The organism is Sphingobacterium thermophilum (assembly GCF_039541675.1).
In the GTDB taxonomy this organism is placed as follows: Bacteria; Bacteroidota; Bacteroidia; order Sphingobacteriales; family Sphingobacteriaceae; genus Sphingobacterium; species Sphingobacterium thermophilum.
This window is the reverse complement of sequence record NZ_BAABGR010000002.1, coordinates 24012-48709: the sequence shown is the minus strand read 5'-3', so window position 1 is coordinate 48709 and position 24698 is coordinate 24012. Positions and strand designations below refer to the sequence as shown.

At 41.2% G+C, this 24698-nt stretch carries 23 protein-coding genes; 9 read left to right on the top strand and 14 right to left on the bottom strand.

Features of this window, described 5'->3' with window-relative positions; genetic code table 11:
• Positions 1-48 precede the first annotated feature (48 nt).
• Entirely contained in the window at positions 49-1398 is a 1350-nt protein-coding gene (locus tag ABD873_RS00335; RefSeq protein ID WP_345063061.1) for a dihydrolipoamide acetyltransferase family protein, read from the top strand.
• Positions 1399-1455: 57 nt separating this feature from the next.
• On the opposite strand, the gene ABD873_RS00330 is transcribed toward ABD873_RS00335, so the two are convergent.
• Positions 1456-2151 carry a metal-dependent hydrolase gene (locus ABD873_RS00330; protein WP_345063058.1) on the bottom strand — a complete coding sequence of 232 codons (696 nt, stop codon included), beginning with the start codon at positions 2149-2151 and terminating at the stop codon, positions 1456-1458.
• An 11-nt stretch (positions 2152-2162) separates the two neighbouring features.
• Positions 2163-2477, bottom strand: coding sequence for a YbaB/EbfC family nucleoid-associated protein (locus tag ABD873_RS00325; RefSeq protein ID WP_039053574.1), 315 nt, complete (start codon positions 2475-2477; stop codon positions 2163-2165).
• A gap of 97 nt (positions 2478-2574) precedes the next feature.
• On the opposite strand from ABD873_RS00325, the gene ABD873_RS00320 reads away from it, so the two are divergent.
• Positions 2575-3063, top strand: a complete 489-nt coding sequence (locus ABD873_RS00320) for an ABC transporter substrate-binding protein (protein ID WP_345063053.1) — start codon at positions 2575-2577, stop codon at positions 3061-3063.
• Positions 3064-3117: 54 nt separating this feature from the next.
• Here ABD873_RS00320 and ABD873_RS00315 read toward each other — a convergent pair whose 3' ends face one another.
• Positions 3118-3957, bottom strand: coding sequence for a hypothetical protein (locus tag ABD873_RS00315; protein ID WP_345063050.1), 840 nt, complete (start codon positions 3955-3957; stop codon positions 3118-3120).
• 196 nt (positions 3958-4153) lie between these two features.
• Between ABD873_RS00315 and ABD873_RS00310 the strand changes: the two genes are divergently transcribed.
• On the top strand, positions 4154-4747 hold the full coding sequence (locus tag ABD873_RS00310) for a thymidine kinase (protein WP_039053576.1): 594 nt from the start codon (positions 4154-4156) through the stop codon (positions 4745-4747).
• Between the two features lie 44 nt (positions 4748-4791).
• Here the strand turns inward: ABD873_RS00310 and ABD873_RS00305 are convergent, their stop codons facing one another.
• Together ABD873_RS00305 and ABD873_RS00300 are read right to left on the bottom strand one after the other, a co-directional pair.
• Entirely contained in the window at positions 4792-5298 is a 507-nt protein-coding gene (locus ABD873_RS00305; RefSeq protein ID WP_345063044.1) for a glutathione peroxidase, read from the bottom strand.
• Between the two features lie 11 nt (positions 5299-5309).
• Positions 5310-6176 carry an N-acetylglucosamine kinase gene (locus ABD873_RS00300; RefSeq protein ID WP_039053571.1) on the bottom strand — a complete coding sequence of 289 codons (867 nt, stop codon included), beginning with the start codon at positions 6174-6176 and terminating at the stop codon, positions 5310-5312.
• Between the two features lie 138 nt (positions 6177-6314).
• Here ABD873_RS00300 and ABD873_RS00295 point away from each other — a divergent pair, with 138 nt between their 5' ends.
• Complete coding sequence (locus tag ABD873_RS00295; RefSeq protein WP_345063041.1) at positions 6315-8048, top strand: M61 family metallopeptidase; 1734 nt, start codon at positions 6315-6317, stop codon at positions 8046-8048.
• A 41-nt stretch (positions 8049-8089) separates the two neighbouring features.
• Here ABD873_RS00295 and ABD873_RS00290 read toward each other — a convergent pair whose 3' ends face one another.
• A complete protein-coding gene (locus ABD873_RS00290; protein WP_039053572.1) occupies positions 8090-8599 on the bottom strand; it encodes a hypothetical protein in 510 nt (169 codons plus the stop codon).
• A gap of 174 nt (positions 8600-8773) precedes the next feature.
• Between ABD873_RS00290 and ABD873_RS00285 the strand changes: the two genes are divergently transcribed.
• Genes ABD873_RS00285 through ABD873_RS00275 form a run of 3 tightly spaced genes read left to right on the top strand, consistent with a single transcriptional unit; the run spans position 8774 to position 12415 of the window.
• Positions 8774-10534, top strand: a complete 1761-nt coding sequence (locus tag ABD873_RS00285) for an AMP-dependent synthetase/ligase (protein WP_345063037.1) — start codon at positions 8774-8776, stop codon at positions 10532-10534.
• Complete coding sequence (locus ABD873_RS00280) at positions 10524-11555, top strand: YihY/virulence factor BrkB family protein (protein WP_345063035.1); 1032 nt, start codon at positions 10524-10526, stop codon at positions 11553-11555. The genes ABD873_RS00285 and ABD873_RS00280 overlap by 11 nt, the downstream gene beginning before the upstream one ends.
• Positions 11555-12415: a DMT family transporter gene (locus ABD873_RS00275; protein WP_197053577.1), complete on the top strand. Its 861-nt coding sequence runs from the start codon at positions 11555-11557 to the stop codon at positions 12413-12415. Before ABD873_RS00280 ends, ABD873_RS00275 begins: the two co-directional genes overlap by 1 nt.
• A gap of 36 nt (positions 12416-12451) precedes the next feature.
• Here the strand turns inward: ABD873_RS00275 and ABD873_RS00270 are convergent, their stop codons facing one another.
• The 8 genes from ABD873_RS00270 to ABD873_RS00235 form a co-directional block, all read right to left on the bottom strand.
• Positions 12452-15157 carry a carboxypeptidase-like regulatory domain-containing protein gene (locus ABD873_RS00270; protein ID WP_345063028.1) on the bottom strand — a complete coding sequence of 902 codons (2706 nt, stop codon included), beginning with the start codon at positions 15155-15157 and terminating at the stop codon, positions 12452-12454.
• Positions 15158-15244: 87 nt separating this feature from the next.
• Positions 15245-16717 (bottom strand): cardiolipin synthase, encoded by a 1473-nt coding sequence (gene cls / locus ABD873_RS00265; RefSeq protein WP_345063025.1) that lies wholly within the window; start codon positions 16715-16717, stop codon positions 15245-15247.
• A 134-nt stretch (positions 16718-16851) separates the two neighbouring features.
• Complete coding sequence (locus tag ABD873_RS00260) at positions 16852-17499, bottom strand: hypothetical protein (protein ID WP_039053356.1); 648 nt, start codon at positions 17497-17499, stop codon at positions 16852-16854.
• 1 nt (position 17500) lies between these two features.
• A complete protein-coding gene (locus ABD873_RS00255; protein WP_345063022.1) occupies positions 17501-18583 on the bottom strand; it encodes an aminotransferase class V-fold PLP-dependent enzyme in 1083 nt (360 codons plus the stop codon).
• On the bottom strand, positions 18552-19229 hold the full coding sequence (gene aat, locus ABD873_RS00250; protein WP_345063019.1) for a leucyl/phenylalanyl-tRNA--protein transferase: 678 nt from the start codon (positions 19227-19229) through the stop codon (positions 18552-18554). Before aat ends, ABD873_RS00255 begins: the two co-directional genes overlap by 32 nt.
• Before the next feature lie 20 nt (positions 19230-19249).
• Positions 19250-19627, bottom strand: a complete 378-nt coding sequence (gene rbfA, locus ABD873_RS00245) for a 30S ribosome-binding factor RbfA (RefSeq protein ID WP_345063016.1) — start codon at positions 19625-19627, stop codon at positions 19250-19252.
• 331 nt (positions 19628-19958) lie between these two features.
• A complete protein-coding gene (locus ABD873_RS00240) occupies positions 19959-21011 on the bottom strand; it encodes an AI-2E family transporter (RefSeq protein ID WP_039053354.1) in 1053 nt (350 codons plus the stop codon).
• Between the two features lie 5 nt (positions 21012-21016).
• Positions 21017-21415: a hypothetical protein gene (locus ABD873_RS00235; RefSeq protein ID WP_039053353.1), complete on the bottom strand. Its 399-nt coding sequence runs from the start codon at positions 21413-21415 to the stop codon at positions 21017-21019.
• A 320-nt stretch (positions 21416-21735) separates the two neighbouring features.
• Here ABD873_RS00235 and hemA point away from each other — a divergent pair, with 320 nt between their 5' ends.
• Both hemA and hemC read left to right on the top strand, forming a co-directional pair.
• Positions 21736-22977 carry a glutamyl-tRNA reductase gene (hemA, locus tag ABD873_RS00230; protein ID WP_345063011.1) on the top strand — a complete coding sequence of 414 codons (1242 nt, stop codon included), beginning with the start codon at positions 21736-21738 and terminating at the stop codon, positions 22975-22977.
• 108 nt (positions 22978-23085) lie between these two features.
• On the top strand, positions 23086-24675 hold the full coding sequence (gene hemC, locus ABD873_RS00225) for a hydroxymethylbilane synthase (RefSeq protein WP_345063008.1): 1590 nt from the start codon (positions 23086-23088) through the stop codon (positions 24673-24675).
• Positions 24676-24698 lie beyond the last annotated feature (23 nt).

Here is a 24698-nt window from a genome sequence, read left to right as displayed (position 1 = left end):
GATTGTATTTCTAATTATTTAATTTAGTAACACAAAACAAAAAATAATATGGCAATATACAAGTTGATTCTTCCAAAAATGGGCGAAAGTGTGTCGGAAGCCACGATTACGAAGTGGGTAAAAGCTATTGGTGAATCAATTAAAGAGGATGACACTGTTGCAGAAATCGCTACGGATAAAGTGGATTCGGAAGTGCCATCTCCGGTCAATGGAATTCTTAAAGAAATCCTTTTCCAAGAAGGTTCTGTCGCCCAAGTTGGCGATACCATCGCTTTGATAGAAACGGAAGGCGATAGTACACAAGATGAAGAAGAAAGCAGCCAACCTATAAATAACGTAACAACTCAACCGGACTTGTCGGACATCCAGATTCCCGGCATAGAGAAAATTACACCTGTAGAAGAAAACTTTTCTTCTGCTTCTGCTGTATCTTCGGGTAATAGGTTCTATTCGCCGCTGGTAAGGAGTATAGCACAGCAGGAAAATGTATCTCAAGCCGAACTCGACAGTATCCCGGGTTCCGGGGCCGACGGCCGTGTCACCAAACAGGATGTGTTAAATTACATCCAAAAACGTAATGGGCAACAGACCGGTACAAGCTCAGCAGTAGTTTCCTCTCCTACCGTCCAGGCAGCACCGACGAAAACTACGACACCTACAGCACCTGCACAGGTAGTCAAGAGCATGAATGGAGACGAAATCATCGAGATGGACAGAATGCGTCGTCTCATTGCGGATCATATGGTGCAAAGTGTACACACCTCTCCACATGTATTCTCTGTAGTAGAAGCCGACGTCACCAATATGGTGATGTGGAGAAATAAGGTTAAAGATAGCTACAAAAAACGCGAAGGTGAAAACATAACCTTCACTCCTATGATCATCGAAGCTATCAGCAAGGCACTGAAAGACTTCCCTATGATTAACGTTTCTGTAGATGGGTACAATATCATCAAAAGAAAACATATCAACATCGGTATGGCTACCGCTCTACCAAGCGGAAACCTTATAGTGCCTGTAATCAAGGATGCTGACCAGCTGAGTTTGGTAGGCCTCAGCAAGGCCGTTAACGACCTTGCCAAACGTGCACGTGAAAATCAACTGAAACCAGATGATACCCAAGGAGGAACTTTCACCTTTACCAATATTGGCGCTTTCGGCAACATATTTGGAATGCCTATCATCAATCAGCCGCAAGCCGCTATACTTGCTGCAGGTACCATAACAAAAAAACCTGCCGTATTGGAAACGGAAAGTGGAGATGTAATTGCCATCCGCCACATGCTTTATCTTTCTATGTCGTATGACCACCGTGTCATCGACGGGGCTCTTGGAGGCTCCTTCCTACGACGCGTGGCAGATTACCTCGAAAACTGGGATAAAGACAGAATCATCTAATACATAAAAAGCCAATCCTTCGGGATTGGCTTTTTCTTTAACAATATCTATATCCATTTACAACGACATACTTTCACCTACGGCCAATAAAGTCAAATTAAGCTGAGCATCCGTAAACACTCTCTTAGCCTCTTCTACATCAATAGTTACAGGAGGGAAAGTGTCATAATGCATTCCTATGATGTTTTTACAATTGATGAAATCACTAGCCTTCACCGCATCATACATATCCATCGTATAATGACCTCCAATAGGAAGGAATGCCCAATCTAGATTTAAATCCGCCAATAACTTCATCTCCAAAGTTAGAGCCGTATCGCCTGCAAAATAGATTTTCTTGTCTCCTATGGTGAATACAAAACCACATGGCACTCCTCCATATGCCCCATCCGGTGTAGAATTGGTATGTAAGGCATACACCATCTTCACCTTTCCGAAAGGAAGATTTAGCGTGCCACCAAAATTGAATTCCATAACCTTATCGCCCGGCATCCCTTGTCTTCGTACCCATGCCGCAGTCTCCACTATCGCAATTACACTTGCCCCAGACTGCTGCTGTATGTGAGCAACATCTGCCACATGGTCCTCATGCCCATGGGATAAAATAATATAATCCGGATTCAGCTCCGCAATATTGATGTGCTTCGCCAAAGGATTGTAAGTGATGAAAGGATCCATAAGCACCTTGGTGCCATTGAAATCAAATTCAAAACATGCGTGTCCTAAATATCTTACCGAAATAGTATTTGCCATATTCTTTATATTTATTTTCCAAACAAATTACCTAATCCACCCAACCCACTTAACATCTCTTGTGAAGCCGCCGCCATCTCCGTCTGTGCCACATTCTCCGCCTGGGTTAAAGCCTTATTTACCGCCACAAGGACCAAATCTTCAATCTGTTCTTTATCGCCTTCAGCTACCAGCTCCTCACTGATCTTAATTTCCTTGATCTCTTTGTTGGCAGTAGCTATCACACGAACCTTTCCTCCCTCCGCATCGCCTGTCACAGATATGGTGTCAAGACGTGCTTTTATCTCCTGTGCTTTCTGTTGTGCTTGGAATAATTTATCAAACATAGTTTCTTCGTTTATTGCTTTTCTAGACCAAAATACGAAATCAGGATTTGGCATCAAAATTCACCGGACATTTGGGACAATTCCTTAACTTTGCCGCATGACAAAATACCAAGAAATTATAGCCGATCTGAAAGTTGTTGATAGCTCACAGGCAGAGCGTATGGAAGAAGAAATCGACATTATGCTACATAAGCTGAAGTTTCTTCCCAGAGAAAACTTTCCGAAAACAGTCCTTCTCAATCAGTCCTCAGCCTTCAACCCTATAGTATCTCGACTTTTGGAGGAAAAGGTTAAAATTTCTGGTGGTCAATATATTACTGATCTGAAAGACAATCCACAGGTGATTATCCTTATTCAGGAAACAGAGAATCTTTATGCAGAAATAAGTTCCCTCCTGCAAGAAGAATTAATAAAGAGCAGTGATGCCTATACCAACAACCGCATCTACATCATCCACAACAAGACATTCAATCAAGATGATGCATCTTACCTTCAAGATCTGGAAATATTATCAGAAATAATACAACCCAAATTTTTCTATTTCGACCGAAACGGAAAAGATTGGGTACAATTCGATATGCAATAAGAAAAGCCCTGTGGAATATCATTCTACAGGGCTTTTTACTTTTTTTCAATATTGCTATACGACAAATTTCCTGCGTAACAACTCGTAAAACTTATTTACTGTCGTAGGTTTCTCTGCCCAATTGTTTTTCAGCGCATAATTGGCCTGAAGGAAGGCATCAGCTTCTGCAAAGGTATCGAATCGGTTAAGCAACTCTATAGCTTCACTGTATGCCAAGCTGTAGCCATTAAACAGATCTTTGATAAACAAAAGCTTATCGTTAAGACTTACAGCGCTCTTCAAATCCACTATTGTTTCCTGTGCCGTAGAAGTCTGGAACTGCTGGGTAAGATTTTTACCTGCTTGTTTTTGTTGCTGTATAAGCTCGTTTATAGTCAAAGGACGGGAAGGCTGTTCCTGCGCCGGCTCCTCTTTGACTACCACCGCCGGTATTTCCACTTCTTTCTGTTCTATGACTACCGTCTCAGCCTGCACTACAGGTGCCTCCACAACTTCCTCTTCTTCCTTCGTGGAGGAAGGCTCTACATTTTCTTTTTCCAACGAAAATGGAAACTGAGCAACAGGAGCTTTAGTCTCTCCGATATCTGTTGGCAACTCCTCCTTAATTTCTTCTACCACAGGCTGAACGTCTGACTCCTTATTTATTTCTTTGATCTCTGTCGGAGGAGTAAAGATAGTCTGTTGAAATTGCTGTTGCTGCTGTTGTGCAGCAGCCTCCGAAGAATGAATTTTCAAGGCTTCCACATGTTTTGCTAAGGCGGCAATATTAGCCTCCAAAAGCGTTAACTCCACAAGGTCAATCTCCGGACTTCTCTTTATTTCTTTATACTGTGATTGTATGTCTACTAATAGAAAATCTATTTTGGAAAGCAACTGACTTTTCGTTTTTGCCATGGATATATTGTATTAAATGTTATATGCTACATTATTGAATGTTCAAAACAAAACTTATTGATTATGATGAGATTCAAAACTTGCTAAGTTTTTTATACATCAAAAATAAGATATAATTTCGATATTCGTAAGGTTAAACGTCTTTGGATTTCATTTTATTGTTCACAAATTGAAATCCATCAATTTTAATGAAGATATGCTTTTTTCTGAACAATATTACAGTCAAAGAGACAGAAAGGTGGGTAGTATAGAAGTAATTTGTGGGTCCATGTTTTCCGGAAAGACGGAAGAACTGATCCGACGGATGAAAAGAGCACAATTCGCACGATTGCCTATAGAAATCTTCAAGCCGGCGATAGACATTCGTTACGATGATACGGAAGTAGTATCACACGATAGCAACAGCATTCCTTCTACGCCTGTGGAGCATTCTTCCTCTATTCTTCTCCTAGCGGGAGATGCTAAGGTAATAGGTATTGACGAAGCACAGTTTTTCGACGACAACCTACCTGAAGTTTGCATACAGCTTGCCAACAAAGGTATTCGCGTGATAGTGGCAGGATTAGACATGGACTATCAGGGAAGACCTTTCGGTCCAATGCCACATTTGATGGCTATAGCCGAAGACGTCACAAAGGTACATGCCATCTGCGTCAAATGCGGTGCTCCGGCAAATTACTCTTATCGCATCGCCAAAGACGACAAAGTCGTCTTACTCGGTGAAAAAGAAAGCTACGAACCACGATGTAGGCACTGTTACTATCTGTGGGATGAAGAAAATGAAAAATAATACAAATACAAAGCGCCTCCGTTAGCCGGAGGCGCTTTGTATTATTATAACTGACTGACTAAGATTGGATCTAAAGGTTTTACTTTGGACCTGTAACGATGAATTAATTTACCGTTCTCATCAATCAAAAATTTCTCGAAATTCCAGTTTATATCACCGGTAAAGTCCGGGTTATCTTGCTCAATCAGAAACTTGAACAAAGGATGTATGTTCTCTCCTTTTACGTCCACTTTCTCGGCAAGTAGAAAAGTCACTCCATAGTTTTTTTCACAGAATTCGGCAATTTCAGCATTGCTGCCAGGCTCCTGTTGCCCAAAGTTGTTGGCAGGAAAGCCTATAACCACCAACCTGCTGCCATATTTCTTATGAAGCTCCTCCAACTCCTTATATTGGGGAGTATAGCCACATTTGGAAGCCGTATTCACGATAAGGATTTTTTTGCCCTTAAACTGCGACATCTTCACCTCTTTTCCTTCAATAGATGTAAAGGAAAAGTCATGAACCGTTTTCGGAGGTAATATCATATTCAGAATCATCAGAAGTGTCAACATAATCTTCGCTTTTAAAATGAATAATTGTTTGTGGTTTCTCTTTCAATCACATAATCGAAGAGCTCATATATAGGACTTGCAAGAATATTGCCAACTTTGACACCATGCATCTGGCATACCTGTCTGATATGCAGATCGAAAGTGTACGCAACCCTTCCCACAAAATTGCAGTTGTACTCCCAATAGTTTGGATAGGTCATTATATTGGTACGGACAAACTCGTCAAATCCTTCGGTAAGTAACTTATCTATAAAAGGGTGGGCTCGATATTCGGAGAGGAAAGGAACAAAAGAGGCTAAATAAGAATTAGGGCGTTCCTTTTGGTAGACATTCTTGATGACGACTTCCTTTGTCAGCTTGTATCGTTCGCCGAAAACCTTTTCTAAATCCTTCGGCATCTTACCATATAGATAGTAGGTTATCAACTTTTTGCCGAACCAAGCTCCTGACCCTTCGTCCCCTAAGATATAACCAATGCCGTGATGGCTAGGCATAAGATTCTCTCCATCGTAAAAGCTGATATCCGACCCTGTACCCAACGTTGCTACAAGCCCCTTCTGGTTCTTACAAGTAGCATACGCCGCCCCCAGCAGATCCGACTCCACCGAAATGAAAGCATTGGGAAACAAGGCTGTCAAAGCGTTTGACACTATCTCTCTCCTGTCTGGTGTAATGCTGCCTGCTCCAAAAAAATAAACCTCCGTAACCTCCGGTGAATAAGGAATAATCTCCGGCACGTCTTTCAAGGCCTTCTCGATCTCCTTTTCGCTGACAAAAAAAGGATTTAACCCTTTGGTTTTAAAAAATAAAGGCTTGCTATCCGGCAAATTTAGCATCCAGTCCGAACTTGACGAACCACTATCAGCTACTAAAATCATTATGCTTCGAAGTTAATGTATATGCTACCTCAAATATAATAAATCTGTCAAAATTATTTTAGACTTAAAATTGAAAGACCTCCTATTTTGAACTCCTTTTCAATAGTTCTACATTTGACAATATTTAGCATTTGGCGCATGACAAAATATGTAAATTTTGAGCTTTCTTTCAGTGAACCCCAAGCACATTATGTAGATGTACAGATGACTCTTGAAGGGTTTGATGACCTACCTTATACGGATATCGTTATGCCGGTATGGGCTCCCGGCTCTTATCTAATAAGAGAATATTCCAAAAATGTAGAACGCTTCGCTGCTGTCTCTCCCACAGAAGAGAAAATTCCTTTCAAAAAAATCAACAAAAACACCTGGCGTGTGTACGGACAGGGAAAGCATAAAATTATTATTACCTATTCTGTATATGGCTTCGAAGTGTCGGTCCGTACTTCTTTTATTGACGCATCCAGAGCTTTTCTCAGCCCTGTAGGAACATTCATGTATGTGGACGGCTACCTCGACTTGGACACTACCGTGAAAATTATCCCTCATCCTACATGGCATAAAATTTCTACGGGCCTAGCCAAAACTGAAGAAGCAAACACTTTCTATGCTTCCAATTTCGATATTTTGTTTGACGCCCCCATTGAAATCGGCAACCAGGACACCTGGACCTTCGAAGTAGAAGGTGTATTGCATGAATGCGCTATGGTAGGCGTCGCAGAATACGACAGGGAACAGCTGACACAAGACATCACCACCATAGTAAAAGAAGAGAACAGAATATGGGGTTCTAACCCAAACAGCTACTATCTTTTCGTAACACACCATCACCAAAACGCATACGGCGGCTTGGAACACCTCAACTCCACCATCCTTGCTACCAACCGCTTTGCCTACGCGCAGCCCACCACCTACAAAAACTATCTAGCGCTGGTAGCACACGAATATTTTCATCTGTGGCATGTCAAACGGCTAAGACCTAAGGCGCTAGGACCTTTTGATTATACGCAGGAAAACTATACTACAGGTCTGTGGGTCATCGAAGGCTTCACCTCCTATTATGACAATCTTATCGTCCGCAGATGTGGATTTTTCGATGAGGACGAATACCTCCAGGCATTAGCCATAGACTTCAACACCGTATACAATCGTCCAGGTCACACTTTACAGAGCGCTGCTGCCGCCAGCTTCGACACCTGGATCAAACACTACCGCCCGGACGAAAACTCCCATAATGTCTCCATTTCCTATTACAACAAAGGGGCTATGCATGCCGCAGCATTAGATATTAAGATTATTGCTGAAACCAACGGTAAAAAACGGCTGGATGACGTACTACGCGCAGCTTATCAAAAATTCTATCTCATAGAAAACCGAGGCTTCGAAGAGGATGAGTTGTTAACATTAGCTGAAGAGGTGACTGGAGTATCGCTCAAAGAAATTTTCGAAGCAGCTCATTCTACCGAAGAGCTGGACTATAACCGTTATTTCAACGCCGTAGGTTACCAAATGGTGGACACCGCCAACCACAAACATCTATCCCTAGGGATAAAAACGGAGATTACCAATGGCATCACCTTAATAAAAACGGTAGACAGAAATTTTTCAGCCTGGGATGCCGGATTGAATGTGGGAGACGAACTCATCGCCATAAAAGGCTATAGAATAGAACCAAACAATAAAGCCTATGATTATATCCTCTCTACTTCCGTAGAAGGAGAAAAAATACCTGTGTTAATAGCTAGAGATGGACTTGTCCACACTTTGGAAGTTGAACTTCGAAAATCACAGAAAAAGTCGTTTGAAATACAACGCTTGATAAACGCTTCAGCAGAACAACGAAGATTGGGAAACATTTGGCTGTCATTATAAATAAAAAAGGCTCTCCTTTAATTTAAAAGAAGAGCCTTTTTTTAAAATCTGTATCTTATCGAAAAGCCGATTGGATCGATCAGGCGAATAGTTGATTCTTGCAAAAAGTCAAAATAAGGCTTCACATCCAACGATAGTGAAATGGGTGAGTTCGGAATTGTATATTCCAATCCTACAACACCATCTATACTTAAAGACATCTCCGAAGACTCATCCACACGCACACCGTCTTTGTTCGTATAGGCTTTATAAGTATAACTACCTATACTGCCACCAAAGCCGTAGTACCAGTGAAAATTGTCCCACATCAAAGGTTTATGATATTGATAGAGCCCAACCAACCTGAATCTGCTGCTTGTGGAATTGCTTTGTACACTTAATATTCCTTCTATCGCCCTACTGTCGGACAAGGAATAACGATAAGTGATGCCGGAGGCCGAGCCAAAGCGAAGACCTATAGCATGTTGATCCGTCAATTGAGCCGACACTTCTTTCTGACCAGCAAAAACTAAAATTGTCAATAATAATAAACTACGTAATACTCTTATCATGATTTTTGGGTTTACTCCAAAAATACATCATTTTGTATAATACCCACAACAATAAAATCGTTAAGTAGTGTTAACAAAGAGATTTTTCCACAAAATTCTTTTATTTCAAGCAATTATACTATATTTATTATGCAAACATAATATCGATAACCAATTAGTAAATCAAAATAAATTATGACATCTGCAACACGTATTTTCGAATTTTTAAAAGGCAATCAAGATACTGCGGGAAGGATTCTTAAATTGGCAAAACGGGATTCCTCCGGCTGGAAAGTTTACGACAAAGCAGAAATTATAGAAATTGTTGATAATCTAAGTAAAGCACTTATCGCCAAAGGCATTAAAAAAGGTGACCGTATAGGTCTTATGTCCGGCAACAGACCCGAATGGAATTTTGTGGATTTTGCTTGTAACCAGCTGGGAGTGGCTATCGTCCCACTTTATCCTACCCTGTCTGCCCAAGATCTTTCTTATATCGTCAATGATGCTGAAGTCAAGATACTCTTTGTCAGCAACAAGGATTTGGTGGAAAAGGTAGAGAAGGCATTAGCAGCAAACAATTTAAATATCGCCATATACACATTAGATCAGGTAGCTCATCAAAAATATATCGGAGAATTAATTGAAGAAGGAAAACAGATAGATATAGATCTGAAATCCTACAATGAGCAAGTCCAGACAGACGATCTGCTGACGCTGATATACACATCCGGCACTACGGGAAGACCTAAGGGGGTCTATCTCACCCATGGTAACATCATCAGCAATGTGGAAGCCTGTGCCCCTCTCCTTACCGACGATATCACCAAAGCGCTTAGCTTCTTACCACTTTGTCATATCTTCGAACGTATGGTAGTATATATGTACATCTTCAAAGGTGTACAAATATATTATGCTGAGAATCTAGACAACATCGTCGCAGACATCAATGATGTAAAACCACAGGTCTTCACCACCGTACCACGCGTTCTGGAAAAGGTGTACGATAAAATCATTGAAAAAGGGAAAGCTCTCAGTGGCATCAAAAAATCGCTATTCTTTTGGGCGGTGGAGCTGGGACATCAATTCAAAGAACCACACCTTAACAGTGCTTGGTACAACTTCAGGTTAGGAATAGCACGTAGGCTCATATTCTCCAAATGGAAAGATGCCTTGGGTGGAAACATAAAGTTCATCATCTCCGGAGGAGCAGCTCTACAAGAACGCCTTGCCCGCATCTTCTGGGCAGCAGACATTAAAGTGCTGGAAGGCTACGGACTGACCGAAACTTCTCCTGTTATCGCGGTAAATTCCTGGGACGGAAAAGATCTAAAATTCGGCTCCGTAGGACGCGTACTCAAGAATCTAGATGTCAAAATTGCTGAAGACGGTGAAATCCTCGTCAAAGGACCTTCCGTAACTTCAGGCTATTACAAGAATGAAGAAGCTACCAAAGAAGCAATCGACGCACAAGGATATCTACATACCGGAGATATAGGAGAACTTACAGCAGATGGATTCCTCAAAATCACAGACCGTAAAAAAGAAATCTTCAAGACCGCAGGTGGAAAATACATAGCTCCTCAAGTGATGGAAAACAAATTGATGGAATCTGTGTTAATAGGTCAGGTAATGATTGTGGGTGAAAATAAAAAATTCCCTTCAGCACTGATAGTACCGGCATTTGAAGAGCTGGAAAAATACTGCAAGGTGAAAGGTATTCCTTTTGAGTCACGCGAATCCATCATCAAAAATCCGCAAATCATAGAGAAATACCAACAAGAAGTCGACAAAGCCAACGAAAACTTTGGACACTGGGAAATGGTTAAAAAATTTGTATTATTGCCTAAAGAGTGGACCATTGACAACGGTGAGCTGACTCCTAAATTATCATTGAAAAGAAAGATTATTCTTCAGAAACACGAAGAAGAAATCAACAAAATTTATGCTGAATAAAAAAGACAATGTACATACCAAACAAAAAGAGCCTTTTATCCAAAAGATAAAAGGCTTTGGCAAATTATTAATAGACGCAGCAAATGGATTCGCCGAAGACAACTGCATGAAACTTAGCGCCTCCTTGGCCTATTATACTGTCTTTTCTATCGGTCCTTTGATTATCATTTTGGTATGGGCATTAGGCTTTTTCTATGGAAGTCAACTGGAAGGCCCCGAGGGAGCACAAAACAAGGTGATGGCCGAACTGAATGAAATCTTCGGTCCCGAAATCGCTAAACTCTTGGACAATGCCGTCCGTAAAATTTCTATAGAAAGTCGATCCAGTGTAGGAATAATCATAGGTGTGGTTACTTTGATAATGACTTCCACTACCGTATTTGTAGACATACAGAACTCCATAAACACGATATGGAAGGTGAAAGCTAAACCAAAGAAAGGGTGGTTGAAACTGATTATAAACAGACTTATCTCCTTTTCCATGATTCTGGGGTTGAGCTTCCTGCTGATGGCTTCACTGATTATAAGCAGTGTCATAGGCTTGATCACCAAAAACATTGAAACCTTGTTGGACCGCTACAACATACAGCATTTGGATATAGAATTTTGGAATTGGGTAAACAACGGCATCACCTTCGTCGTCATAGCAACCCTTTTCGCTTTCATCTTTTCCTTTCTTCCTGACGCCAAAGTACGTTTCAAGGATATCGTTGGAGGCTCCATCTTTACCACCCTACTTTTTATGATAGGTAAATATGGTATTTCCCTATATTTGTCCGTTAATGCCACGGCTACAGCCTATGGCGCCGCAGGATCTATAATCATCCTTCTGGCTTTCGTATACTATTCGGCAGCGATACTATATTATGGCGCGGAATTTACCAAAGAGTACGCCATCAAATATGGAAAAGGCATCATGCCCAAGTCCTTTGCCGTACTAATCAAACAGACAGAACTGGAAATAGACCCTGACACCGGAAAAAGAGAGTTGGTAAAAAAACATAATGAGCCTATCAATTAGTGAAAGACAATAGTGTCAAATACATGCTTCTGGCGGGATTTTTTTTCGCCATCATGAATGTTTGTGTGAAGTTCGTTTCTCACCTCCCAACTCTGGAGGTTGTCTTATTCCGTAGTATTTTCAGCTTCTTTGCCACCTATTATTACCTGCGTAAAAATAATATTCCACCATTAGGTAATAACATTCCCATCCTCACCTTACGGGGTATCGCAGGATGTTTGGGACTTATAGGTTCCTTCTATACTCTTCAGCATATTCCATTGGCCTCTGCCGTCACGATAAACTACCTTTCTCCTTTTTTCACGGCCATCTTAGGGATTTTTATCGTAGGACAAAAGGTTAGACCCATTCAATTTTTCTATTTTGCACTATCCATCTTCGGGGTCATCCTCCTTAAAGGATTCGACTTCCGCATCTCTACACTCGATGTAATCATAGGACTTGCTGCCGCATTCTTTGCTGGCTTGGCTTACAATATGATTGCACGAAGCAAAGGTAGCGAACATCCACTGGTAGTCATCTTCTACTTTCCTCTACTTACAATCCCTGTGGTAGGCATCTACAGCTTCTTCCATTGGAAGACTCCCATAGGTATGGATTGGCTATTTCTGCTTCTTATCGGCATCTGTACCCAATTGGCACAGTATTATATGACCCTATCATATCAGACCGCTAATCTGGCCAAAGTGGCAAGTCTCAATTATCTCGGGGTTATATATGCTTTAGGTTTTGGCTACCTTTTTTTCCAGGAAACCTTTAACCTGATGAGCTTGCTGGCAATAGCTATCATCCTCTTAGGTGTTATACTTAATCTTTTCGACACAAAAATATGGGACAAAATAAAGAGGGTCAAATTATAATCTGACCCTCTTCTATCTTATATTTCACTATGTATCCTAATTTACGTTATAATAGTACACGGTACGTCCTAGCCTTCCACTGTTGTCCATTCCCTCTACCACCACCTTATATTTGCCGTTACCATCAGCATTATAGTAATCTAAAGAGACTTTGCCGCTTTCATCCAGCATCACCGAAGGATTCCAATAGATTGTAGTACGGTAGTCGTTGGTTGCACGCTGCTGTTCCGTTTCATATTTCGGAGTATAGAACTTACGTTCTTTGATATATCCTAACGGGAATAACTCCACCACATTAGCTTTAGGCAACATAGCTTCAATCTGAGCCAACGACATCCGCGGTCCTTTAGGTTTTTCCTTCTTGGTGATGATAGATACCACGCCATCATTTTGATAGATACGACTTACCGTTCCCAGCTCATCACGGGTGAACACCTCTATAACTTCGATGTCCGCTGGATTTATGGAGTTTAAGGAACTTTCGTCGATAGGCATACCGTTCAAGAAAAACTGAATTGGTGTGCGGCTACCTTGATTGTAATTTCTTGTAAGGTAATATTTCATCGTCTGTGCATCGTACGTCACGGCCGGCAGCACGGTGTTAAGACACATAGAAAGTACATTACAGCCTTCCAGCCTTGCCCCTTCCACACGGTGATCAGCCATAGACAACCCCGCCAAAGCAGAAAATTCTCTACTCGAACGTTGCTCCTTGCGAGATGCTGTAACCGTCACCTCCTCTATTAATATTGACTTTCTGAATTCATTCTTGCTGTTAGCCAAATAGTTTGACATCTCTTTGTCGATATTCAGAATGTCATTGGCCTTATACGGATTGTTTTCATCCACAGCAGGATAGAAAGACTGATCCATATTGATGACCAGATTACGGTAATTGTCATTACCTCTGGCGTTGATGATAACTTTTACCGAATCTGGAAAATTGAGGTTTTCAAAAGCAAAACGTCCGTTATTATCGGTATATGTATCTTTCTTCAACGCACGGGCAGGAATAGACAGGAGAAGGCCTCCATTTGGATAGGGTTTCCCGGTGTTGAGTCGAAGCGTTCCAGACAATGTTATCCCCTGCTCAGGCAAGAACGATATTTGAGGATATTTTTCTGCCACCAAATCGTCGTAAGAGAAGCGACGGTATCCTTGTGTCATCATCAAGGCATCCAAAGCCTCCAGTCTGTTGGATACCTTCTCATCAAAATAATAATTCGGCTTCTCGACATACCCTTTCAGGTCGGAGGTCAGCAGCAGACTACTCACAATCGTTAGTTCTTGGTGGTCGTCGAAAGGAACTTTACTGTCATCAATAACGGAAATAGACAGAGAAGCCAGCTCCTTTTTCGAAGTAATATTGTCAATATCCAATTTCACATGCTCTTTCTTCTTGTAGGAAGCTTTATCCGATTTCACCTGAAGCTTCAAGTTTTCAGCAAAATGGTAGAACACCAAACGCTCACTTATAGCCTTCCCTTGTGGAGTCATCAGTGTAAATTGTATAATACCGTTAGGTAAATCCTTTGTAGGAACATTCACCGAAGTAGATGTGTTTTTTACTGTCATCTGAGCTCCATAGATCAGATGGCCATTCATCTGTCCGAAGATATAAAAAGGCTGATTCTGAATTTTCGCAAAATGAGCATCGTTAGTCACTATTTCTAGTTGTACGGATTCGGCTGTAGATGAGGTCAGTATTATGCTGAGGCCTTCGCCCTTTACCTCTGGCAGATCATACGTTTTCTCTTGGCCGTTTACAGTTACTACAGCCTTGTAATGTTCTCCAGCATTAGGTGTTAATACGAAGTAACCCATTCCCAATCCCAAATCTTCAAATTCGGCCACCGCCACTTTCTTGGAATTGATAATCTTTCCTTTGACGCGTACACCTTTGCCGCTGATGCCTACAGCCTTGAACGCTACTCTTTTATTCACACCGGCTACCAGCTCTCCTCCCTCCGGGAAAAACTGTAGATCCACCTCATTTAAGGCGTTCTTTAACGGAAAATCTCCTACCAAAGAAGATTCGCCCTCTATCTTGACGATAAGACGTCCATTTTTATAAGGTTCTTTATCCTTGGCAGAAATGGAAATATTCAATCTTCCCATATCATCAGTCTCCGCCTTCCCCTTATCAAAGGGGTCCCAACCATCTATTGCTTCCCAGGTTACCTTTCTTCTGGAAAGCAATGTTCCATTGGCATCCCTGAACTGTATAGTAGCTTTGGTTTTATTCCCTTCTGTCGTATAGGTAATTTCTGATCCTAACTTCTTATTGATGGCATCTCCTACCGTCACAATCTTATTGAACATGTAGTCCGTACCGAAATTCATCATCCACTTTGTATAGGCCCTAAAGCGATAGTTGTCCTGCTTGATAACCTGAGGATCCAACACATAATGTCCTTCACCGCTATTAGACTTTAAGGGAATACGCAAGGTTTGAATCAAGGAATCCCTACCGTTGATGATATCTACATAGATAATTTTACTAGGCTGGTATTCCACTTGATTAGTGTAAAGGTAGGTCTTGAACCACAACGTGTCGCCCACCGCATAATAGGGTTTATCAAAATGAAGGTGCACCTTCTCAATAGGATACACACCTAAAACTTTTTGCAGACGCTCTACCACCGTATTAATAGGAATACGTGGTAGCTCTTGTGCCTTAACTAAAGGAGCGGAAAGAAACAAAAATATTAAAGCAATGAATATGTAGTTTACCTTTTTCATCTATCAGAAACTGTTTGTAGTTAAAAATACAAATTTTGTCATGTTTTACACGTCAAATCCATGTATGATAAGGGTATTTAACATTTTTTATAACAGTGGAGCTAAAAGTCTGCACAAGGAATCTAGCGCTCTTTTCCATGCGGGGCGGCTTTTCCAGGTCTTCAAGGTCATCAATTCTGCGTGCTGCTTATCCAATTCAAACTGCCGGGAGGCCTGTTTCGCAAAATCGGGATCTGAGATGACGGCAGCAATTTCATAGTTGATGTAAAAGCTTCTTATATCTAAGTTTACCGTCCCTACAAAAGCTAACTTGTCGTCAAAAACAGCGGTCTTGGCATGTAGAAAGCCCTTATTATAAAGATATACTTTCACGCCTCTCTCCAATAAGGGTTTCAAGAAAGAATAGGATGCATGATGTACCAGATACGAATCCGAATGCTTAGGGACCATAAGCTCCACCTGAACCCCGGAAGAAGCCGCAATGATCAAAGCTCTCTCCAATTCCTCACTCGGAATATAATATGGCGTACAGAGCTGTATCTTGCTGTTAGCTTCTCCGATGGCGATAAGTAAAGCTTCCATATTGTAAGGACCAAGTGAGGCCGGATCGCTGGATACAAAACCTACCCCTGCCGTCCCCTTCGTTGCCAGTCCTTTAAGATGCAGATATCCTTCTTCCAGGTTGAAGGATTCACCATCCGTCTGGTTCCATGAGTTCCAAAAGGAAATCTGCAGCAGATTTATGGCTAGTCCACGCACACGCACAGATGTATCCCGCCAATAGTTCTTCTTTTCCGCTGAATTAATATAGCGATCGGAAATATTGATTCCTCCAACATAGCCTATCATGCCGTCGATGACACATATCTTACGATGATTACGATAATTGGAATTGGCCAACGAGGTGAAAGTCACTGGCAGAAAGGCATGAAACTCAATCTTGGAGTCTTTCTGCTTACACATATATTTCACCAAATCCGGAGAGCCGAAGCTGTCGACAATCAGGCGTACCTTCACTCCTTCCTCAGCCTTACGATTCAACAAATCCAAGACCTGACGCCCTATGGTGCCCAGCTCGAAGATATAATACTCCATATGAATGGAATGGCACGCCGCAGCCAAATCCTCCAGCAGGTATTTAAACTTCTCTTCTCCGTTGATAAGCAGCTGTACCTCATTGTCCAAGGTGGGTGAAGAAAGCCTTTCCGTCTTCATCAGACGAAAAACTTTAGAAAGATCTCCTATCTCCTCGTGGATATCCTGGATGAAGGATTCCATCAAAGGATCGAGCTCCTTCCACTTCTTCTCCAGACGCAAGGCAAGCTTCTTATTTATACGCTTGATCTTTTTAACTTTGACAAATTTCTGGCCGAAGAAATAATAAAGAATAAGGCCTAGGATTGGCAAGAAGATGATAACCAGTATCCACGCAACGGTTTTGGTAGGATTTCGATTTTCGATAAGAATAGCACTGATAACACCTACATACAAAACTAATAAAGGTACCCAATACCACTGCAGAATGAAATCAACAATAGGTTTTATCTCTTCAAGATGCATTGTCGCCACTATTCAGTTTTATAATTATTGCTTAAATATACAATAATATCGCGACGATGAGGAAATGATTAAAATAAGGTGTTTATTTTAAATTACACAACTTAAAAGTCCTGCCTGTGAGACAGGACTTCGTATTATCTTCCTTTTGGTCTGTGGGAGATAAAATGCGATTTGAGCTTATCCAAGCCAATATCTTCTTCTTCCTTGTCTATTTCGAAGAGCCATACTTTATCGTTGAGCATATCCACACGCTCTTTGGAGAGGATGAGGTCCATCGGTTTCACACGAAACTCCTTACTGATAGGCTGGGTCTGAGTCTGTTGCATACGCGTATGCCGTATTATCTGAAGATGAAAGGTAGGCCACTTTCCTACTGCAGAAAAGTTAGCAGTATAGAACTGGGCATAATCGTGCTTAGGTACCGAATTGGCAAAAATTCCAGTAGTCTTTGTTCCCGACATCTCCGAAACACTGACCAACAGCTCATAAGAAGTTTCGTTGATGATAAAAAATTTTGCCAGCCCATCTTTCTGTTCACCCGCCACACCGACGAAAATACCTTTATCCACAAATGGCATATTGGCCCTTGCAGGCACCTCATCAAGTTCGTCTTCTATCGTACGCATATTGCCATGCACCAACGTCACTTTACTCCGCAACACCGGAATTTCAAATCCCGTATCATCCGTCACTCCGATTATATCGTTGTCCTGAAAGGATGTAATATATCCTTCAATAGGTTCATCCACAAAACGGACTAAATCTCCAATCTTCAGATTCATCTTATTTATTAATTTGTCCTATAATATCTACTAATTTATCAACATCTGACCGATCGTTGTACATATGCAACCCGATCCTTATTCCTGTGCCTCGCGGAAAACACTTCACCCCACTTTCCAGCAGCTGCCCATAACATTCTGGATTGATTTGTATATTAATCAAAGCAGACCGACCCTTGCGTTTCTCTATTGCAGGCAGAAGCCACTTCCGCTCTTCAAACTTCTCATACGCATAGCTTGTAAGTTCGGTCAAATATTGTTGAATATTCTCCAATCCAAGTTCTTTCAAAAAGTGTACCGACTGTCCTAACGTACCATGACTCAAAGTATCTTGATGCCCCGGCTCGAAAAAGGTGTCCAAAATACTCTTCTTGGCCCACATGGATTCAGTAGGTCTTGGTCCCTCCTGCGCCTGCGCATACAATAAAGCTTTAACCCGATCGGAAACCATCATATAACCGTTGCCAAAACCTGCCATCATCCACTTATAGCCTGACCCTCCGACCACGTCAAAACCCGACTCTACGAAGCGGAATGGTTCCGTTCCTAAATACTGCGTTGCATCTCCAATAATAATAAGGGAAGGATTATCTGCCTTAAGCTGACGGATAAAAGGCAGCTCTACCTTCATACCGCTAATATATTGCACTATACTTAGTAGTAACACATCTACCTTTTCCTTGCGGACAACTTCAGCAATCCTATCCTCAAGACACTCGTCCACCGGAACTTTTACATGGTCCAACCCCCGGCTGATTACAGGATAGTTTAAAGAAGGGTAATCGTCTTCCAGCAAAGCATACCGTAAACCTTTAGAAAGTCCGTTCAACAACGTATGCAGACCAAAAGAAAAGTTGGGCAACAAAAACAAATTGCCAACAGGACAATGGAACAAATCTCCAAATGCCGCTTTAATATCTGCAATAAAAGCCCCCTGCTGATCCCGTAAATCGCCACGCACATCGAAAAAGGCAGATTCCCACTCTCTTCGCCATGAATAATGTTTGCGAGGCATAAGCCCATTGCTAGGCGTATTCACATAAAGGATATTTTCAGGAATATCGAAATAACTTTTGTAATCCATTGGGGATGTATTCTTGTTTGCTAAGCAAATTATAAAACACAGTGGAATATATCAATTTAGCTCCCATGGAAGCCAGATGAGCAGAATAAATCTGACAGTCTATAAGTTCTAGGTCGAAACTACGGCACAAATATATGAGTGCTGCCTTCGAAGCATTGGACACTCGGGAAAACATACTCTCCCCACAGAAGACCTTACCCACCAACACTCCGTATAATCCTCCTACCAGCTCTCCTTGCTGCCATACCTCTACACTATGAGCATACCCTTCCCGATGAAGTTCAATATATGCTTCTTGCATTTCATCTACTATCCAAGTGCCTTCTTGATCTTTACGTTCTATGCTCGCACAGTGACGAATGACCTGCTCGAAAGCTTTATTATAAGAAATGTCAAAAAGGTTTTGTTCTAAGATCTTGCACATGGATTTGCTCACCTTCACCTCCTGTGGATGCAGCACAAACCTTTCATGGGGAGCATACCAAAGTATGGGAGTCTCTTCAGAATACCAAGGGAAGATTCCCAAAGCATAGGCCTGCAGTAAACGCTCTATCCGTAAGTCTCCTCCTACAGCTAACAAGCCGTCCTCTTCCGCCAACCGCGGATCAGGAAATAATATGCTGTCTTCTTCCAACCTAAATATCATGACTAAAAAAGCCAGAATATTTATTCTGGCTGGTTATTGCTAGTGTCTTTATTGATCTCCGCAAACAACTTTTCAATATGCTCTACATATTCATTCGTATCATCAAGGAAAAACTCCAATTCCGGCACTATCCGAACCTGATGCTTTATCCTGTTGCCCAATTTATATCGGATCTCGCTGGCCTTAGCCTTAATCAATTCTATATCTTCTCGTGCGGTTTTCGTGTTCAGAAAACTCAAATATATCCTAGCAATGGATAAATCCGGAGTAACACGAACCTTAGTCACCGTGATGAAAGCACCGGGAGCCCATGCATTACCCTCACGCTGAAATAAGTCCGCTAAATCCTGCTGTATCACGCCGGCAAATCGTTGTTGTCTCTTACTCTCCGTTCCCATAATTTTATTTTTTAGAGGCAGACTCCATGTCTTACCACAAAGATACACATTTATTGTATTCTTTTCTGTGCCTATAAAAGAGACTTGCCTCGGGGCTCGAGGCAAGTCTCTTAATTAGTCTAAAATAGTTTTATAATTGGATAGTAGAATATCTTTTTGAAGTTTTTAGACTTTACGGTCTATCATACTTTAGTGGTTTATCCTTTTGGTTATCCTTCTTGTGAGTAAACACTCACAAAGTTTCATTCTTCAATCTCCCTTTGTGCTACAAACATAATGAGTTAAAATGAATTACAAAAGAAAAAAATAAAAAAAAGTAAGCACTCACTTTTTATGAGCTCTCATCCGGAAGTTCGATAATCTTACCTTTACCAAATTCGTTGGAATAAACTTTAATTAATACCCCTACTGAAGATAGAATCAATGGTCCGAAAATCAGCCCTAACATACCGAACATATTTAAGCCCAGCAGAACCCCGAAAACCGTAATTAGCGGTGGTACGTCACCCAAGGTCTTGAGAATCGTGAAGCGTAAAATGTTGTCAATTCCTCCTACTAGAATAAAGCAATAAATCAACAAACCAATACCGTTGGCCGTCTGTCCGGCCGCTAATACTGTAATACATACGGGTACATAGATTGTCATTGTCCCCAATAAAGGCACTATAGAGGATATTCCGGTCAAAATTCCCAACAAGATAAAATTCTCAACACCGAACACCCAATACCCCAACATAGCTACCAACCCCTGACATAAACCCAAAATTGGAATACCTATGGCATTGGACTTCACCATCATTTCTACTTCACGCCATATCTCAATTTTACTTTTTTGAGAAAAAGGAATCGCTCTGCGAATATAATCTTCCATATTACGGCCATGCACCTGCATGAAGTAAAGAACAAACAACGTCACCAAAATATTAACAGCCACCTCTGCAACAGAATTTAACACACTTGGAATATATTTGGTGAGGCGCTGCAGAAAATTCATCAATGCTTCATCAGACATATCAATGTCTTTCAGCAAAGGCTTGTCCGACATATACGCTTTTACATTATTAAATTGCCTCACGATTTCTTGCGGATTGTTCAACACTTCCACAATCTGCCGTATCAGATACTCACCTATAGCCCATATGGGAGCAACAATGAAGACGATGGAAACAAAAATATAAAGTATACTTGCCAACGATTTATTCCATCGATACTTTTCCGTCAGCGTGAAATAGGAATTACGAAACAAAATATAAAGGGTTATAGCACCAAGAAACCCAGGTAAATAATACAGCAGGTTCTTAAAAATTAAGATACAAATCAATAGAATGATTAAAATCAGCATAATCTGATTAATCGGTGTATTATTTATCTGCTTTTGCTTCATAAAAATCAATGTATTTGTTTTAACTTCCTGACACTCAAAACCATCAATATAGCACTAATGAGCAATACAGCCCATCCCCACTTTAGTTGAATGGTCTTGGCCAACAATCCATCAACCAATTTCATACCGAAATAGTTGTTGATCTTAAAATATACAGCCACCAGACCTAACAGACACCATATTAGAAAACACCAACTCAACATTTGAAAAAGCTTGATATTGCGTAGCATGAATACTAATACCGTTACTCCCAAAAGTATCAGCGAAATAAAGAATAGACTGGTATCCGTCTGATATAAAGTCCAATTTCCCTTTATCGGAACCTTCAGAAAAGGGAACAAGAAAACCGACATAAGAGCTCCTGCCATCCCAGCAATCGCCACCTTCTTATTCAGAATATACATAGAATAAAGGTAATTTCCTGTCCTATAAACTGCAAAATTTTTTGCTTTTATTTTATAAGAATTTATCTATTTTTGCCAGCCGAAAGCCAAAAGCATTGATTGAAATACTGACTAATGTCATATTATAGATTTTGACTATATGACACGTGTCATATTTTGATTTTCAATCAAACATAATCAACTAATAACCAATAATTTAAATCAAACAAACAAAGCTATTTAGAGTCTTTCTAAATTTGCCTGTTTGACAGATTTTTGACAGAAGAACCAAGCTTTTAGGCTACATTTGCAACAGTTATTTGAGCTAGAAAGTTACAGCGTTGAAGAATTTAAAAGTTATAGCGTTTACCCATAAGCACGTTGACCTAAAAGATTTAGGCAATTTGGTCATCTGCAATGAAGAGCTGGACTCCAGATTAATCAATCTGAAGAATTCGTTAGATATTCCTGAAATCTTCTATATAGCAACGTGCAACCGTGTAGAGTTTGTCTTTTACGGTCCACATGAGCTTACAGATGACTTCATCGCCGATTTTATGCACAAGATGAATTTCTGTGTTCCCGCAGACAAACTTCAGTGCTATTTAGGTCAGGTAACCAAATATGCAGGTTTAGACGCTTTACATCACCTCTTCCGCATGTCTTGTTCTTTAGAGAGTCTTGTGGTAGGTGAAAAAGAAATTCTAGCTCAGGTACGTCGCGCCTACGAGAAATGCCGTGAAGCCGGATTTACAGGAGACTTCCTTCGCCTGATGATGGATAGACTGGTAAAAACCGCTAAAGAAGTTTATACCTACACCAACATTTCCCGCAACCCTATTTCTGTAGTGTCCCTAGCCTACCGTAAGCTTAAAGAAATTAAGCTGTCAGAAAACCCTCGCATCTTGGTTATAGGCTCTGGAGAAACAAACCAAAATTTCGCCAAATATTTAAAAAAGCATAAGCATTCCAATTTCGTCGTATTTAACCGTACTCTGGCCAATGCGCAAAAGCTTGCTGAAGAGTTGAGTTGCGAAGCCTTTCCGTTGAGCGAGCTAAGCAACTACAAAAAAGGATTCGACGTCATGATCACCTGTACAGGTGCCGCACACGCCATCATCGACAACAAGCTTTATCAAAGCCTCCTAAATGGAGAAACCGACAAGAAAGTCATTGTCGACCTAGCTATCCCTAACGATATCGACGCCGATGTGCTGGCAAACAACCCTGTGCATTATATAGAGGTAAGCGGTCTTCAGGCTATCGCCGAACGCAACATTCAGGAACGTTACAACGAACTGGAACACGCAGAAGCTATCATCCAAGAAAATATTAAAGAATTCCTTCCTATCGTCAAGCAGCGCCGCGTAGAAGTAGCCATGCGGGAAGTACCTGACAAAATCAAGGAAATCCGACAAACAGCAATGAATGAAGTTTTTGCGCAAGACCTCAACAAACTAGACCCTCAGGCAAGAGAAGTTCTTGAAAAAGTCATCAACTACATGGAAAAAAAATATATTAAAGTTCCTATGGTGATGGCCAAAGAAATCCTTGTCAAAAACTTGAAGCTAGAAAAAAACTAATCCATCCTATTCTTGCTACAAAAGTACTTTATTCTGACACTAAAGAGCCGGAAAGTTGTTCATTTTGGCTAAATTTGTAACGTTTATTCATAACGTAATTTAGTCTCAGTGAACAGAAAATTAATCATCGGAACCAGAGGAAGTCAGCTTGCACTATGGCAGGCCAACTTCATTAAAGATAGATTAGCCGAAATCGGCATAGAAGCCGAACTTAAAATTATCAAGACACAAGGCGATATCATACAACACCTACGTTTAGATAAATTGGAAGGAAAAGGCTTTTTCACCAAAGAGCTGGAAGAAGAGCTGCTTTCCGGACAGATCGACCTTGCTGTTCACTCACACAAAGATTTACCTACCATCAATCCTCTGGGACTTATCATCGCCGCCGTGTCAGAGCGTGAAAATCCATCGGAGATCATCATCATCCACAAAGACTGTGTCGACGTGACTAAACGTCTTTCGCTGAAACACAACGCCACCGTAGGCACTTCATCCAACCGACGCAAAGCGCAGCTGCTTTCCGTACGCCCGGACTTAGAATTTGAAGACCTGCGCGGAAACCTGCAGACACGTATCCAAAAGCTGCGCGACGAACAATACGACGCCATAGTCCTTGCCAAAGCTGGAATTACACGTATTGAGATGGACCTCTCCGACTTCCATATCGAAGAGATAGCACCTGTAGAGATTATCCCTGCTCCTGCTCAAGGGGTGTTGGCCGTACAAATACGTGAAACGGACAAAGAACTTTACAACATCTTACAACAGATCAACGATGAAGAGGTGGCAAAAACTATTTCCGTGGAGCGTAAGATATTGAACATGTTTGACGCCGGCTGCCACGCCCCTCTAGGTTGCTACTGCCGCAAAAGAAACGGAAAATACGAAGCATGGGCCTCCATAGCAGAAACTAGCGACGACTTTCCTGACCGCGTATACGTACAGTCCGACACTCCAGAAGGTATGGCCGAAAAGATATTTGAAAAATATCGTAAAGACCGTAAACTTCCTTCTTCTGTATTCATCTCTAGAGAACTGGACGACAACTCCTATCTAAGCAGATTCCTTAAAAAACACAATATAGAGATAGATGCACGTTCGCTGATCAAGATTTTCCCAACCATCAACACGTTGGATTCTTTTATCCTGAAACGTGCAGACTGGATTTTCTTTAACAGCAAAAATGCAATAGAACATTTCTTCAAGCTTAATCCATTGATTCTGAAGAAAACAAAAATAGGAGTACTCGGAAGAGGCTCGGAATCCACACTCCGCAAATTCGGTAGAGTGGCAGACTTCTCAGGAGATGACCTAGGAATAAGCACCGAAGAGATAGCCAAAGAATTTGCTAAAACCGTAGACGGTCAGACTGTACTTATTCCGAGAGCCAAAGACTCTTTGATGACCATACAGAAAGCCCTTACTCCGGAAACAAAAGTTATCGACATGCCTATCTATGAAACTGTGTTGGAAGAAAATGTCGATAAGACTAATGCCGAAGTATTAATATTTACCAGCCCTAGCAACGTACAAGCTTACTTCGCCAACAATTTGGCTGAGCCAGGACAACAGATTATCTGTATCGGGACCTCCACAGCCAAAGTGATAGAAGAGATGGGACTAAAATACACTTTACCTTTCTCTCCAGACGAAATGGGACTGGCAGAAGCTATTTTTGGATTAGAGTATAAATAATAAACATTAGCCATTTCTCGACG

What these genes read in the sequence shown, in the direction of transcription:
- ABD873_RS00280 (WP_345063035.1), top strand. Translation starts at nt 10,524, where the DNA reads ATGCTGAATAAAAAAGACAATGTACATACCAAACAAAAAGAGCCTTTT.
- aat (WP_345063019.1), bottom strand. Translation starts at nt 19,229, where the DNA reads ATGATATTTAGGTTGGAAGAAGACAGCATATTATTTCCTGATCCGCGG.
- ABD873_RS00325 (WP_039053574.1), bottom strand. Translation starts at nt 2,477, where the DNA reads ATGTTTGATAAATTATTCCAAGCACAACAGAAAGCACAGGAGATAAAA.
- ABD873_RS00290 (WP_039053572.1), bottom strand. Translation starts at nt 8,599, where the DNA reads ATGATAAGAGTATTACGTAGTTTATTATTATTGACAATTTTAGTTTTT.
- ABD873_RS00260 (WP_039053356.1), bottom strand. Translation starts at nt 17,499, where the DNA reads ATGAATCTGAAGATTGGAGATTTAGTCCGTTTTGTGGATGAACCTATT.
- ABD873_RS00305 (WP_345063044.1), bottom strand. Translation starts at nt 5,298, where the DNA reads ATGTTGACACTTCTGATGATTCTGAATATGATATTACCTCCGAAAACG.
- cls (WP_345063025.1), bottom strand. Translation starts at nt 16,717, where the DNA reads ATGCATCTTGAAGAGATAAAACCTATTGTTGATTTCATTCTGCAGTGG.
- rbfA (WP_345063016.1), bottom strand. Translation starts at nt 19,627, where the DNA reads ATGGGAACGGAGAGTAAGAGACAACAACGATTTGCCGGCGTGATACAG.
- ABD873_RS00320 (WP_345063053.1), top strand. Translation starts at nt 2,575, where the DNA reads ATGACAAAATACCAAGAAATTATAGCCGATCTGAAAGTTGTTGATAGC.
- ABD873_RS00255 (WP_345063022.1), bottom strand. Translation starts at nt 18,583, where the DNA reads ATGGATTACAAAAGTTATTTCGATATTCCTGAAAATATCCTTTATGTG.
- ABD873_RS00310 (WP_039053576.1), top strand. Translation starts at nt 4,154, where the DNA reads ATGCTTTTTTCTGAACAATATTACAGTCAAAGAGACAGAAAGGTGGGT.
- ABD873_RS00295 (WP_345063041.1), top strand. Translation starts at nt 6,315, where the DNA reads ATGACAAAATATGTAAATTTTGAGCTTTCTTTCAGTGAACCCCAAGCA.
- ABD873_RS00235 (WP_039053353.1), bottom strand. Translation starts at nt 21,415, where the DNA reads ATGTATATTCTGAATAAGAAGGTGGCGATTGCTGGGATGGCAGGAGCT.
- ABD873_RS00240 (WP_039053354.1), bottom strand. Translation starts at nt 21,011, where the DNA reads ATGAAGCAAAAGCAGATAAATAATACACCGATTAATCAGATTATGCTG.
- ABD873_RS00315 (WP_345063050.1), bottom strand. Translation starts at nt 3,957, where the DNA reads ATGGCAAAAACGAAAAGTCAGTTGCTTTCCAAAATAGATTTTCTATTA.
- ABD873_RS00300 (WP_039053571.1), bottom strand. Translation starts at nt 6,176, where the DNA reads ATGATTTTAGTAGCTGATAGTGGTTCGTCAAGTTCGGACTGGATGCTA.
- ABD873_RS00285 (WP_345063037.1), top strand. Translation starts at nt 8,774, where the DNA reads ATGACATCTGCAACACGTATTTTCGAATTTTTAAAAGGCAATCAAGAT.
- ABD873_RS00330 (WP_345063058.1), bottom strand. Translation starts at nt 2,151, where the DNA reads ATGGCAAATACTATTTCGGTAAGATATTTAGGACACGCATGTTTTGAA.
- ABD873_RS00270 (WP_345063028.1), bottom strand. Translation starts at nt 15,157, where the DNA reads ATGAAAAAGGTAAACTACATATTCATTGCTTTAATATTTTTGTTTCTT.
- ABD873_RS00335 (WP_345063061.1), top strand. Translation starts at nt 49, where the DNA reads ATGGCAATATACAAGTTGATTCTTCCAAAAATGGGCGAAAGTGTGTCG.